This is a genomic window from Streptomyces sp. NPDC056361 (assembly GCF_042262805.1).
Taxonomy (GTDB): domain Bacteria; phylum Actinomycetota; class Actinomycetes; order Streptomycetales; family Streptomycetaceae; genus Streptomyces.
In genome coordinates this window covers 39,784-52,885 of record NZ_JBHJQI010000009.1, presented here as the reverse complement: position 1 = coordinate 52,885, position 13,102 = coordinate 39,784, and the positions used below count along the sequence as shown (strand labels likewise).

10 protein-coding genes and 1 pseudogene are annotated in these 13,102 nt (G+C 69.7%); 7 read left to right on the top strand and 4 right to left on the bottom strand.

What is annotated here, in order from left to right; all coding sequences use genetic code 11:
- Positions 1 to 42: 42 nt before the first annotated feature.
- Together ACFCY7_RS04870 and ACFCY7_RS04865 are read left to right on the top strand one after the other, a co-directional pair.
- Positions 43 to 1,056, top strand: a complete 1,014-nt coding sequence (locus ACFCY7_RS04870; RefSeq protein ID WP_376481353.1) for a LacI family DNA-binding transcriptional regulator — start codon at positions 43 to 45, stop codon at positions 1,054 to 1,056.
- 22 nt (positions 1,057 to 1,078) lie between these two features.
- Positions 1,079 to 1,468 (top strand): annotated as a pseudogene (locus tag ACFCY7_RS04865) (family 1 glycosylhydrolase); the annotation flags it as partial.
- A 39-nt stretch (positions 1,469 to 1,507) separates the two neighbouring features.
- On the opposite strand, the gene ACFCY7_RS04860 reads toward ACFCY7_RS04865, so the two are convergent.
- Complete coding sequence (locus tag ACFCY7_RS04860) at positions 1,508 to 2,479, bottom strand: zinc-binding dehydrogenase (protein WP_376481351.1); 972 nt, start codon at positions 2,477 to 2,479, stop codon at positions 1,508 to 1,510.
- A 489-nt stretch (positions 2,480 to 2,968) separates the two neighbouring features.
- Here ACFCY7_RS04860 and ACFCY7_RS04855 point away from each other — a divergent pair, with 489 nt between their 5' ends.
- The 5 genes from ACFCY7_RS04855 to ACFCY7_RS04835 all read left to right on the top strand — a co-directional run bounded on the left by ACFCY7_RS04855 (position 2,969) and on the right by ACFCY7_RS04835 (position 8,898).
- On the top strand, positions 2,969 to 3,970 hold the full coding sequence (locus ACFCY7_RS04855) for an ABC transporter substrate-binding protein (RefSeq protein WP_376481349.1): 1,002 nt from the start codon (positions 2,969 to 2,971) through the stop codon (positions 3,968 to 3,970).
- 67 nt (positions 3,971 to 4,037) lie between these two features.
- Positions 4,038 to 5,600 (top strand): sugar ABC transporter ATP-binding protein, encoded by a 1,563-nt coding sequence (locus ACFCY7_RS04850; RefSeq protein ID WP_376481347.1) that lies wholly within the window; start codon positions 4,038 to 4,040, stop codon positions 5,598 to 5,600.
- Entirely contained in the window at positions 5,597 to 6,712 is a 1,116-nt protein-coding gene (locus ACFCY7_RS04845; RefSeq protein ID WP_376481346.1) for an ABC transporter permease, read from the top strand. The genes ACFCY7_RS04850 and ACFCY7_RS04845 overlap by 4 nt, the downstream gene beginning before the upstream one ends.
- A complete protein-coding gene (gene yjfF, locus ACFCY7_RS04840) occupies positions 6,709 to 7,716 on the top strand; it encodes a galactofuranose ABC transporter, permease protein YjfF (protein WP_376481344.1) in 1,008 nt (335 codons plus the stop codon). Before ACFCY7_RS04845 ends, yjfF begins: the two co-directional genes overlap by 4 nt.
- Before the next feature lie 111 nt (positions 7,717 to 7,827).
- Entirely contained in the window at positions 7,828 to 8,898 is a 1,071-nt protein-coding gene (locus ACFCY7_RS04835; RefSeq protein WP_376481342.1) for an aldose epimerase family protein, read from the top strand.
- Between the two features lie 76 nt (positions 8,899 to 8,974).
- Here ACFCY7_RS04835 and mmsB read toward each other — a convergent pair whose 3' ends face one another.
- From mmsB to chvE, 3 genes are read right to left on the bottom strand one after another with little or no spacing between them, the layout of a single operon-like run.
- Positions 8,975 to 10,219, bottom strand: coding sequence for a multiple monosaccharide ABC transporter permease (mmsB, locus tag ACFCY7_RS04830; protein ID WP_376481340.1), 1,245 nt, complete (start codon positions 10,217 to 10,219; stop codon positions 8,975 to 8,977).
- On the bottom strand, positions 10,216 to 11,760 hold the full coding sequence (mmsA, locus tag ACFCY7_RS04825) for a multiple monosaccharide ABC transporter ATP-binding protein (protein WP_376481338.1): 1,545 nt from the start codon (positions 11,758 to 11,760) through the stop codon (positions 10,216 to 10,218). The genes mmsB and mmsA overlap by 4 nt, the downstream gene beginning before the upstream one ends.
- A gap of 56 nt (positions 11,761 to 11,816) precedes the next feature.
- Positions 11,817 to 12,926 carry a multiple monosaccharide ABC transporter substrate-binding protein gene (chvE, locus tag ACFCY7_RS04820; RefSeq protein WP_376481336.1) on the bottom strand — a complete coding sequence of 370 codons (1,110 nt, stop codon included), beginning with the start codon at positions 12,924 to 12,926 and terminating at the stop codon, positions 11,817 to 11,819.
- Between the last annotated feature and the right edge of the window lie 176 nt (positions 12,927 to 13,102).

Here is a 13,102-nt window from a genome sequence, read left to right as displayed (position 1 = left end):
TCCAGTCCTCCAGTGTTCGGACAGGGATCAGGAAGGCAGCTCATGGCGCAAGGCGTGCCGCACCGGCAGTCGACCCTCGACGAGGTGGCCGAACTGGCCGGAGTCTCGCGGTCGGTGGCCTCGCGTGTGCTCAACAACGCCCCGCACGTCAGTCGTGCCAAACGGGAAGCCGTCGAACGGGCCGTCCATCGACTGGGATACGTACCGAATCCCACCGCCCGGGCGCTGGCCACCCGTCAGACCGGTGCGGCCGCCCTGGTCGTCACGGGAGAGGACCCGTCGATCTTCGCGGACCCCTTCTTCGCCCAGGTGATCGTGGGCGCCTCGGCCGCGCTGGAAGACGCCGACCTGCACCTGATGCTGTGTCTGACCGCCTCCGACCGGGGGCGTCGGCGGGTGGAGCACCTTCTCCGGTCGAAGGGGGCCGACGGTGTGATGCTGATGGCGCTGCGCGAGGACGATCCGCTGGCCCGCATGGCGGAAGAGGCGGAGCTTCCCGTGGTGTTCGGCGGACGGCCGGTCGGTCTGGACCCGCGGTGGTACGTGGACGTCGACAACCTCGGAGGAGCGCGCGCGGCGACCGAGTACCTGATCTCGCTCGGCCGGACCAGGATCGCGACGATCTGCGGGCGGCTGGACACCGAGGTGGGACGCACTCGCTACCGCGGCTACCAGGACGCCATGCTGGCGGCGGGCCTCGAACCGTACCCACCGGCAGCCGGTGACTTCACCGAGCCGAGCGGAGCGGTCGCCATGGCCGCGCTGCTGGCGCGCCATCCGGACCTGGACGGAGTGTTCGCCGCCAGCGACAACATGGGGGCCGGAGCCTTGCGCACGCTGCGTGCCGCCGGCCGCCGCGTCCCCGCCGACGTCGCCGTGATCGGCTTCGACGACCTGGCCGTGGCCCGGATCGCCGAGCCGCCGCTGACCACGGTGCACCAGCCCGTAGAAGGTCTCGGCCGTGAGATGGCGCGCATGCTCGTCGCGCTCATCAACGGGCAGACACCCACCCCGCTGATCCTTCCCACGCGTCTGGTCACCCGCGCCAGCGCCTGACGGGCCGTCGTCCGGGACCGGCGGCCGCGCCGTCGCCGCGCTGTGCGCGGCACTGCCCACCCATGCCCGGATCGCGGTCTCCCTCAACCTGCACCACGTCCGCCCGCTGACCGCGGAGCCGGCCGACCTCGGCGCGACCCGCCGCATCGACGCCGTCGCCAACCGCGTCTTCACCGGCCCGATGCTCCGCGGCCGACCACACCCACGGCGAGAGCGGGCACCGTCGTCGACGCTGCCGACGCGCATGGCTACTTCCCCTGGTCCCTGCTCGACGACTTCGGAGCGGGCCCACGGATACGAGAAGCGCTTCGGCGCCGTCCACGTCGACCACGCCACCCGGCTGCGCACCCCGAAGCGCAGCGCCCGCTGGTACGCGAGGGCCATCGCCGGGCATGCGATCCCGGCGATGTGAGCTCCGAGCGCGGGGCCGCTCTTCGGGGGCGCGCGCTCGTCAGGGGCTCTGGGGGCGGAGCAGGACCTTCCCCACGCGAGGATCTCCGCTCTCCGTGAGTGCCATGGCCCGCTCGAACTCGTCGATGCCCAGCTGGTGCGTGACGAGTTCGAGCGGCGTCAGGCGTGCCGTGGAGAAGGCGCTTACGGCGTAGGACCAGGCGCCGGAGAAGGCTCCGAAGGCCGTTCCGACAGACAGTTGCCGAGCGACGACCCGGGCGGGATCGAGTCCCTCCGCCCCCTGGGCCGGGATACCCGTGAGGACCAGGTGTCCTCCCGGCCGCAGCAGGGACGTCGCGGCGCTGGCGGTCGACGTACCGCCCACGGCGTCGATCACCAGGTCGAAGTCCGAGAGACCGGAGGCGCGGTCCCACGTGCGGTAGCTGGTGGCTCCGAAGCGGTGGGACAGATCGGCTCGGTCGGGGTTCGTGCCGACGACCGTCAGCTCGATCGGGGAGAAGGCGCCGAGGAGCTGTGCGGCGAGCAGGCCGAGGGTGCCGGAGCCGATGACGGCCGCTCGTGAACCGGGCAGCGGGCACGCCTTCAGGACGGCGGCGGCCGCACAGGCGGCGGGCTCGAGGAGCGCGGCGGCCGTCAGGTCGGCGTCCGGCGGCAGCGCGTGCAGCAGGCGGGCGGGGAGGACGAGGGTGGGAGCCATCGCGCCGGGGAGGGTGAACCCCGTCTCTTCGTAGCCGGCGGCGCACAGGTTGGTCTCTCCGGCGCGGCAGGGTGCGCAGGTCCCGCAGTTCCGGATCCCTTCTCCCACGACCTTGCGGCCGATCAGGGAGGCGGACACACCCTCGCCCACGGCGGCGACGGTGCCGGACCACTCGTGGCCGGGGGTGACTGGATAGCGGGCGTACGGAGCGGGACGGCGGCCCAGGTAGAAGTCGAGGTCGCTGCCGCAGGCCCCGACGGCGTGGACGTCCACCCGGGCTTCGCCGGGCCCCGGCCGTTGAGGTGTGTGCTCCACGAGGCGATACGTCTCCGGAGCGTCGAGGGCGACAGCCTGCTTCCGGGGACTCACAGGAAGGTGCCCTGGGAGATCGACCGAGTGGAACACATGGGGACACTCCTGCTGTTCGAAATCTCGGGCACTGTTCGAAATTGTGCCGCGACCCTACGGAGGGGGGTGGGTCGTGTCAACGGGCTGCACTCCGGAGGGGTTTGCCCGGAGCCGCACCTGGACGATCTGTGTTAACGCTCACAAGCCTGCGGCCGTATTGCTCGTCGTCGCCGCGCTCCTTCGTGTCGAAAATCAAGTAACGGCCGTACGAACTCTTGAGTTACAACTCTGTTAGCGCTCACAATGACTGGCGTTGACCGGCTCACCAGTCGTCGGGAGCAGACGTTGCACCCTGCCGCCGCCGGTTCAACCACCCCTGCGCAGCCACACCTTCACCGGGCCCGTCCATCTCAGGGCTCCGGCTGGTACGACGCACGTCCCGAGAGGAACCACGACATGGCCCACAGAACCCTCCGCATCATCGCCGCCGCCGCCCTGGCCGGCAGCGTGCTGACCGCTTGCACCACCGAGCCCGCGACGACCGGTACCACCGGCGGCGCCGGCAAGGGTTCCTCCGACGGCAAGCTGGTGCTCGGGTTCGCGCAGGTGGGCGCCGAGAGCGGCTGGCGCACCGCCAACACCAAGTCCGTGCGCGACGCGGCCGAGAAGGCGGGCATCGAGCTGAAGTTCTCCGACGCGCAGCAGAAGCAGGAGAACCAGATCAAGGCGATCCGCACCTTCATCCAGCAGAAGGTCGACGTCATCGCCTTCTCGCCGGTGGTGGAGTCCGGCTGGGACACCGTCCTGAAGGAGGCCAAGAACGCCGGCATCCCGGTGATCCTCACCGACCGCGCGGTCGACTCGCAGGACACCTCCCTCTACCGGACCTTCCTCGGCTCCGACTTCGTCAAGGAGGGGCAGGAGGCCGGCAAGTGGCTCGTGAAGGAGTACGAGGGAACCTCCGAGCCGATCAACGTCGTCGAGCTCCAGGGCACCACCGGCTCCGCCCCCGCCAACGACCGCAAGGCGGGCTTCGCCGAGGCCGTCAAGGGCGACCCCAAGTTCAAGGTCGTCGCCTCCCAGACGGGTGACTTCACCCGCGCCAAGGGCAAGGAGGTCATGCAGGCCTTCCTCAAGTCCCACGAGGACATCGACGTCCTGTACGCCCACAACGACGACATGGCCCTGGGCGCCATCCAAGCCATCGAGGAGGCGGGCAAGAAGCCGGGCACCGACATCAAGGTGATCTCTGTCGACGGCATCAAGGACGCCTTCGTCGCCATGGAGCAGAAGAAGATCAACGTCGTGGTCGAGTGCAACCCGCTCCTCGGCGACCAGCTGATGGAACTCGCCAAGAAGGTCGCGGCGGGCGAGGACGTCCCGCGCCGGGTCGAGACCAAGGAGGGCGTCTTCACGCAAGACCAGGCCGCCACCGCCCTGCCCAGCCGCCAGTACTGATCCACCGCCCGCACGGACCGGGGGCGGCCCTCGCGCCGCCCCCGGACCCCTCAGGAGAGGAGGGCGGATGGCAGCCCCACCCACCCCCCGCACACCCACCCGCGCCGACCGGCCCGTCCTGGAAGCCCGAGGCATCCGCAAGGCCTTCCCCGGCGTCCTCGCCCTCGACGGCGTGGGCCTGCGCCTCTTCCCGGGCGAGGTCCACGCGCTGATGGGCGAGAACGGCGCCGGCAAGTCCACCCTCATCAAGGTGCTCACCGGGGTCCACCCGCCCGACGCGGGAACCGTCTCCGTCGACGGCGGCCTCCAGCGGTTCACCGAACCCCTGGAGGCCCAGCACGCCGGCATCAGCACGGTCTACCAGGAGGTGAACCTGTGCCCCAACCTCTCCGTCGCCGAGAACATCCTCATCGGCCGTGAGCCCCGGCGCCTGGGACTCGTCCACTGGTCGGCCCTCCACCGGCGCGCGGAGCGGCTCATCACCGAGCTGGAACTCGACCTCGACGTCCGCATGCCGCTGAACGCGCACTCCATCGCCGTCCAGCAACTCGTCGCGATCGTTCGCGCCGTGGACATCCAGGCGAAGGTCCTCGTCCTCGACGAGCCCACCTCCAGCCTCGACCGGGACGAAGTCGCCCAACTGTTCACGCTGGTGCGTCGACTCCGCGACCGGGGCGTCGCGATTCTCTTCGTGACCCACTTCCTCGACCAGGTCTTCGACCTGTGCGACCGGGTGACCGTCCTGCGCAACGGCCGCCTCGAAGGCGAGTACCGGATCGACGAGCTGACGCCCGTCACCCTCGTCCACCGCATGGTCGGCAGCGAACTGCGCACCCTGGACGAACTGGCCGACACGTCACACACTGACGCCGTCACCACTCCCGACGCCGTGGACCGCCCTTTCCTGAGCGCCCGCGGACTCGCCAGGGCCGGGTCCATCCAGCCGTACGACCTCGACATCCACCGCGGGGAGGTCATCGGCCTCGCCGGTCTCCTCGGCTCCGGACGCACGGAGGCGGCCCGGCTGCTGTTCGGCGCCGACCACGCCGACGAGGGCGAGCTGCGGATCGACGGCGACCACACCGTCCTGCGCTCCCCGCGCACCGCGATCGGCCACAAGATCGCCTTCTGCTCGGAGAACCGCAAGGCGGAGGGCCTGATCGGCGAACTCACCGTCCGCGAGAACATCGTGCTCGCCCTGCAGGCCGCACGTGGCTGGACCAGACCCCTCTCCCGCGCCCGGCAGGACGAGATCGCCGCCCGCTGGATCGAAGTCCTCGACATCCGCCCGGCCGCCCCCGAGGCACAGGTCCGCAACCTCAGCGGAGGCAACCAGCAGAAGGTGCTCCTCGCCCGGTGGCTGCTCACCGATCCCGAGCTGCTGATCCTGGACGAACCCACCCGGGGCATCGACATCGGCGCGAAGACAGAGATCCAGCGACTGGTGACACGCCTCGCCGCCGAAGGCACGGCGGTCCTCTACATCTCCGCCGAACTCGAGGAAGTCCTGCGGCTGAGCCACCGGGTCGGCGTCCTGCGCGACCACCGCCTCGTCGCCACCCTCCCCAACGACACCACCCTGACGCCCGACCGGATCCTGGGCGCCATCGCCACCGGAGCCACCTCATGACACCACCTGACGACACCGGCGCCGCCGGGCGCCCGGCCCTGGCTCCCGGCGTCCGGCGGCTCACCGGGCACCCCCTGTTCTGGCCCGCCGCCGTCCTCGCCGCCCTGCTCCTCGGGAACGTCGCGCTCACTCACGACTTCCTCGCCGTCCGCGTCCAGAACGGACACCTGTACGGCAGTCTCATCGACATCCTCCAGTTCGGCGCCCCGCTGATCCTCGTCTCGCTCGGCATGACCCTGGTCATCGCGACCCGGGGCATCGACCTCTCGGTCGGCTCGACGGTCGCCATCGCCGGCGCCCTGGCGTGCGAGCACATCGCCACGGCACAGGACCCCGGAAGTCTCTCCACCGTCGTCACGGCGATCGCGACTGCGCTCGGCGTGGCCGCCGCGATCGGACTGCTGAACGGCTTCCTCGTCGCCCGCCTCGGCGTCCAGCCCATCGTCGCCACCCTGGTCCTCATGGTCGCCGGGCGCGGCGTGGCCCAGCTGATCACCGACGGCCAGATCATCAGCGTGTCCAGCGGCGCCTACAAGATGATCGGCGGCGGCTACTGGCTCACCCTCCCCTTCGCCGTCCTGCTCGCCGCCGCTCTCGTCGCCGTCACCTCCCTCGTCACCCGGCGGACCGCGCTCGGCATGCTCATCGAATCGGTGGGCGGCAACCCGGTCGCGAGCCGCCTCGTCGGCATCCGGGCCGCCGGGCTGCTGGTCACCGTCTACGTCGTCAGCGCCGTGTGCGCGGCGGTGGCCGGGCTGATGATCAGCTCCAACGTGTCCAGCGCCGACGGCAACAACGCGGGCCTCTGGATCGAACTGGACGCCATCCTCGCCGTGGTCATCGGCGGCACCGCTCTCACCGGTGGCCGCTTCTCCCTCGGCGGGACTGTCCTGGGCGCACTGATCATCCAGACCCTCTCGACCACGATCTACACCCTCGGCGTACCGCCGGAGACCACCCTCGTCTTCAAGGCCCTGGTCGTCATCGTCGTGTGTCTCGTCCAGTCGCCCGCGTTCCGCGCGCGGCTCTCCCGCAGCCGCCGGCCATCCGGCCCTGACCCGGCCTCCGCCCCCGGCGACGTGGCGGCCCGCCGGCAGGAGGTCCACCCGTGAGCACCGCCCTCAACTCCCTCGCCAAGCCGCTCCACCGGTTCTCGGTACGGCACGCCACCCGCCTGCCGCTCATGGTGACGGCCACTCTGCTGGTCGCGATGTTCACGGCCGGCTCCCTGAACTACGAAGGCTTCTTCTCCGCGCAGGTCCTGCTCAACGTCCTGATCGACAACGGCTTCCTGCTCGTCGTGGCCATCGGCATGACGTTCGTCATCCTCACCGGCGGGATCGACCTGTCCGTCGGCTCCATGGTGGCCCTCTCCACCATGCTGACGGCCTGGCTCGTCGAACAGAACGGCCTGCCGCTCGCCCTCGCGGTGCCCATGGTCCTGCTCGTGGGAGCCGGCGGCGGCGCGCTGATGGGCTGGGTGATCCACGCCTTCGAGATCCAGCCCTTCATCGTCACCCTCGCGGGCATGTTCCTCGCCCGAGGCCTCTGCTACATGATCAGCACCGAGTCGATCTCCATCACCGACCCGACGACCACGCGGATCGCCCAGACCCGGGTGCTCCTGCCCGGCGGCCTGTTCGTCTCGCCCGCCGTGGTCATCGCCCTGGTCGTGCTGGCGCTCGCCTTCGTCGTCCTGCACCACACCCGCTTCGGTCGTACCGTCTACGCCCTGGGCGGCAACGAGTCCTCGGCCCGCCTCATGGGCCTGCCCGTGGGACGCACCAAGATCGTGGTGTACGCCGTGAGCGGCCTGTGCTCCGCCCTCGGCGGCCTGCTGCTGACGTTCTACATGCTGTCCGGCTACGCCCTGCACGCCGTCGGCATGGAACTCGACGCCATCGCGGCGGCCGTCATCGGCGGGACCCTGCTGACCGGGGGCTCCGGCTTCGTCCTGGGAACCGCGCTGGGCGTGACGGTCCTCGGCCTGATCCAGACCGTCATCAGCTTCCAGGGCACGCTCAGCTCGTGGTGGACGCGCATCGTCATCGGCGGCCTGCTCTTCGTCTTCATCCTCCTCCAACGGCTCTTCGGCGGAGCCCGCCACGTGGAATAGCCACTGGCCGAGGACGGATCCCGAGCCGCCCCCGAACACGAACGCGACCCGGAAGGGGCAGGGCCCTCCCTGCCCCTTCCGGCTGTGCCCTCTCGCCGACAAGGAGACTCCATGAACCCGTATCCGCCGCCCCCCTTCACCGGGGTCCCCCCGGTCTGCCGCCCCGACACCTACGCCGGACAACGATGGACCTTCGGCTTCCCCGGCGGGCTCACGGCGGAGGTGCACACCCGTGGCGCCCGCCTCCACGGGCTGTGGGTGCCGGACCGGTACGGCACGTCGGCCGACGTCGTCCTCGCCCCCCGCGACCCGGCCCTGACGGCCACCGCCGCCCGGTACTTCGGCGCCACCGTCGGCCGCTACGCCAACCGCATCGCACACGGCCGGTTCTCCCTGGACGGGAAGTCGCACCACCTGACCACGCAGGAGGACGGCCACTCCCTGCACGGCGGAACCGACGGCTTCGACACCCGGCTCTGGGAAGCCGAGAGCGTGCACACCCCGGAGTGGACCGGCGTGCTCCTGCACCTGCGCAGCGCCGACGGCGACCAGGGCTTCCCGGGAAACCTGGACGTCACCGTCAGCTGTCTCGTCGGCCGCGACAACGAACTCTCCTTCTCCTACGCGGCGGTCACCGACGCCCCCACCCTGGTCAACCTGACCAACCACGCCTACTTCAACCTGGAGGGCGAGGGAGCCGGCGACATCCTCGGCCACGAACTGGCCGTCGCCGCCTCCCACTACACACCGGTCGACGCGGATCTCATCCCCTCCGGCGACCACCGCCCCGTCGCCGGCACCGCGTTCGACCTCCGACGGCCCCTCGGCATCGCCGAGGCCCTCGCCCGCCCCGGCACGGTCGGCGGATACGACCACAACTTCGTCCTGAGCCCCTACGGCGACGGGACACCGCATCGGGCCGCCGTCCTGTACGCGCCGGCCACGGGCCGCCACATGGAGGTGCTGACCACCGAGCCCGGACTCCAGGTCTACACCGCGGGGCAGTTCGACGGCACGGTGCTCGGCAAAAGCGGTACGCACTACGGGGCGGGCGCCGGCATCGCGCTGGAGACCCAGCACTTCCCCGACTCCCCGAACCGCCCCGGTGACCCGTCTCCGGTGCTTCGGCCGGGCGTCGAGTACCGGTCGAGGACGGTCCTGCGGTTCAGTACCCGCGGCTGACCCTCGTACGGACACGTCGACATGGCTGTGCCCGCCGGTGGAGGAACCGGCGGGCACAGCCATGTCCGGAGGGGCGTCAGGCGCCCGCCCTGCGCTTGTTCCACACGTCGAAGCCGACCGCGGCGAGGAGGACGAGGCCCTTGATGACCTGCTGCCAGTCGGTGCCCACCCCGACGAGGTTCATGCCGTTGTTGAGCACGCCGAGGACCAGGCCGCCGATGATGGCACCCAGGACGGTACCGACTCCACCGCTCATCGACGCTCCGCCGATGAACGCGGCGGCGATGGCCTCCAGTTCGAAGTTCACGCCGGCCTTCGGCGAGGCCGCGTTGAAGCGCGCCGCGAAGACGAGGCCTGCGAGCGCCGCGAGCATTCCCATGTTCAGGAACACCGCGAAGGTCACCTTCTTGTCCTTGACCCCGGAGAGCTTCGCGGCGGGCAGGTTCCCCCCGATCGCGTACACGTGGCGGCCGATCACCGCGTTGCGCATCACGTATCCGAAGGCCACGAGCAGCGCGGCGAGGATCAGGAGGACGACCGGGGCGCCCTTGTAGCTGGCGAGCAGCAGGGTGGTGACCAGGACGGCGGCGACCAGCGCCGTCACCTTCAGCGCGAACAGGCCCGTGGGGAGCGTCTCCAGGGCGAACTCCCGCTGCCGGCGACGGTCCCGGAACTCCTGGACGACCACGTAGGCGACCAGGCCGAGGCCGAGGAGCAGGGTCAGGTTGTGGTAGTTGGTCTTCGGCCCCACCTCGGGCAGGAAGCCGTTGGCGACCTTCTGCAGTCCGCCCGGGAACGGGCCGAGGGTCTGCCCCTTGAGGAAGATCTCGGTGAGGCCGCGGAACAGCAGCATGCCGGCGAGCGTCACGATGAACGACGGTATGCCTACGTACGCGATGAAGAATCCCTGGAGAGCGCCGGCGACGGCTCCGAGCAGGAGGGTCAGGAGTACCGCCACGGGCCAGGACACATGGTGCTCGACCATGAGTACGGCTCCGATGCCACCGACCAGTGCCATGAGGGAGCCCACCGACAGGTCGATGTGCCCGGAGATGATGACGATCATCATCCCGATGGCCAGGATGAGGATGTAGCTGTTCTGCAGTACCAGGTTGGAGACGTTGCGCGGCAGCAGGAGGTCGCCGCCCGTCCAGATCTGGAAGAGGAGCACGATCAGGCCGAGTGCGAAGAGCATCCCGTACTGACGCATGTTCCGCCGGACGCCGTCCAGGAGCACCCGGGCCACCGGTGTCCCGGTGGGCGGGGACCCGCTGCCCTGGGCGGCGGGGACGGTCGTTTTCGTGCTGGCGTCGGTGCTCATGCCTGGTGTCCTTCGTCGGATGTGGCGGTGTCCTGCGTCATGAGCCGCATCAGGACTTCCTGGGTGGCGTCCTCGCGGCCGACCTCGCCGGTCAGCCGTCCGGCGGCCATGGTGTAGAAGCGGTCGCACATGCCGAGCAGTTCGGGCAGCTCGGAGGAGATGAGGAGAATCGCCTTGCCCTCGGCGGCGAGACGGTCGATCACGGTGTAGATCTCGTACTTGGCTCCCACGTCGACCCCGCGCGTGGGCTCGTCGAGGACGAGGACGTCCGGTCCGGCGAGGATCCACTTGCTGAGGACGACCTTCTGCTGGTTGCCGCCGGACAGACGGCCGACCGGTTCGAGGACGTTCGGAGCCTTGATGTTCATCGTCCGCCGGAACCGTTCGGCCACCTTGCGCTCCTCGTGCCCGTCGACGATCCCGTGGCGGGCGAGGGCGCCGAGGGACGCGAGCGAGATGTTCCGGCTCACGGAGTCCCCGAGGTCGAGACCGTAGTGCTTGCGGTCCTCGGTGACGTAGGCGATGCCGTGGGCGACGGCCTCGGGGACGGTGTGCGTCCGGACCTCCCGGCCGTCCCTGAGCACAGTGCCCCGCTCGTAACGGCCGTAGGAGCGCCCGAAGACGCTCATGGCGAGTTCGGTCCGGCCGGCCCCCATGAGTCCGGCGACACCGACGATCTCCCCGCGCCGGACCTGGAGCGAGACCCCGTCGACCACCTTGCGGGCACGGTCGAGCGGGTGACGCACGGTCCAGTCACGGATCTCCAGAACGGGTGCGGCGTCGGCCGGGCCCTCGTACGGCGTGCGCGCGGGGAAGCGACTGTCGAGGTCCCGTCCCACCATGCCGCGGATGATGCGTTCCTCGGTGGTGGCCGGGTCCCTGACGTCGAGGGTCTCGATGGAACGGCCGTCGCGCAGGATCGTGACGGAGTCGGCAATGTGGGCGATCTCGTTCAGCTTGTGCGAGATGATGATCGAGGTGATGTCCTGGTCCTTCAGCTCCCGCATCAGGCGCAGCAGCTTCGCGCTGTCCTCGTCGTTCAGCGCCGCAGTGGGCTCGTCGAGGATCAGCAGACGGACGTCCTTCGCCAGCGCCTTGGCGATCTCGACGAGCTGCTGCTTGCCGACACCGATGTCGGCGACCCGGGTCTCGGGGTGTTCGTCGAGGCCGACCCGCCTGAGCAGTTCGGAGGCACGGCGCAGCGCCCCGTGCCAGTCGATGATTCCGCGTCGGGACGGTTCGTTGCCGAGGAAGATGTTCTCGGCGATCGACAGGTAGGGGACGAGTGCGAGCTCCTGGTGGATGATGACGATCCCACGCTGCTCGCTGGCGCGGATGTCCTTGAAGCGGCACGGCTCGCCGTCGAAGAGGATCTCTCCCTCGTAGGTGCCGTGGGGGTGGACGCCGGACAGGACCTTCATGAGGGTCGACTTGCCGGCGCCGTTCTCCCCGCACAGTGCGTGCACCTCGCCGCGCGCCACTGACAGGGCCACGTCGGAGAGTGCCCTGACGCCGGGGAAGGTCTTGACGATGGACCGCATCTCGAGGACGGGGCCTGCCGGAGGCGGGGAGGGGATGCCGGGGGAGGGGGAGAGGGTCACCGGAGGTCGCCGGCGTCGATGTAGCCGGAGTCCACCAGGACCTTCCGGTAGTTCGACTTGTCGACGCTGACCGGGTCGAGCAGGAAGGCCGGAACCACCTTCTTGCCGTTGTCGTACGTGGTGTCGTCGTTGACCTCCGGCTTCTTGCCGTCGAGGACGGCGGTCACCATGTCGGCGGCGACCTGCGCGAGCGCGCGCGTGTCCTTGTAGACGGTCTGCGTCTGCTCGCCCGCGATGATCGACTTCACCGAGGCGACCTCCGCGTCCTGCCCGGTGACGATCGGAAGCGGCTTGGCGGCACTCCCGTAGTCGTCGGACTTCAGGGCGGACAGGATGCCGATGGAGATGCCGTCGTAGGGGGAGAGGACGGCGTCGACGCGGGCCGTGGAGTACGCGGAGGTCAGCAGGTCGTCCATGCGCTTCTGGGCCGTACCGCCGTCCCACCGCAGCGTGGTGACCTGGTTGAGCTGGGTCTGCTGGGAGCGCACGACCAGCTGCTTCTTGTCCAGGTACGGCTTCAGCACCTTCATGGCGCCGTTGAAGAAGTACTTGGTGTTGTTGTCGTCGTTGGACCCGGCGAACAGCTCGATGTTGAACGGGCCCTTCTTCGCGCCGGCCTTCAGTCCCAGCTTCTCGACGATGTACGTGGCCTGGAGCTCGCCGACCTTCTCGTTGTCGAAGGAGGCGTAGTAGTCGATGTGCGGGGAGCCCAGGATGAGCCGGTCGTAGGAGACCACCGGGATGTGGGCGTCGGCCGCCTGCTGGAGGACGTTGGAGAGGGCCTCGCCGTTGATGGCGGCCACGACCAGGGCGTCGACGCCCTGGGTGATCATGTTCTCGATCTGGGCGACCTGCTGGTCGGGGTCGTCCTCGCCGTACTGCAGGGTCGTGGCGAATCCGGCCTTCTTCAGGCTCGCCGTCATGTTCTTGCCGTCGGCGATCCACCTCTCGGAGGACTTGGTGGGCATCGCGATGCCGATGGTGAGGTCCTTCTTGTCCTTCGTCTCCTGGCTGCCGCCCTCGCTGTTCTGCCCGCAGGCGGTCAGCAGCAGGGCACAGCCGGTGGTCACGGCCAGGAGGGCGGATGCGGATCGGAACTTCTTCATGGGGGATACCCATCCCGTCGTCGAGGGCGGCTCCGACCGGGGCGGGCTCGATGGCAGCGCGTGTCCTCGCACCACCGGGACGGCACCGTTCCGGTTGGGGGCCAGGGCGTCGGCACCCTGGTCGAGCTAGATTGTTAGCGCTCACAACGCCGTGATACAAGAGGCGATAAGGTTTT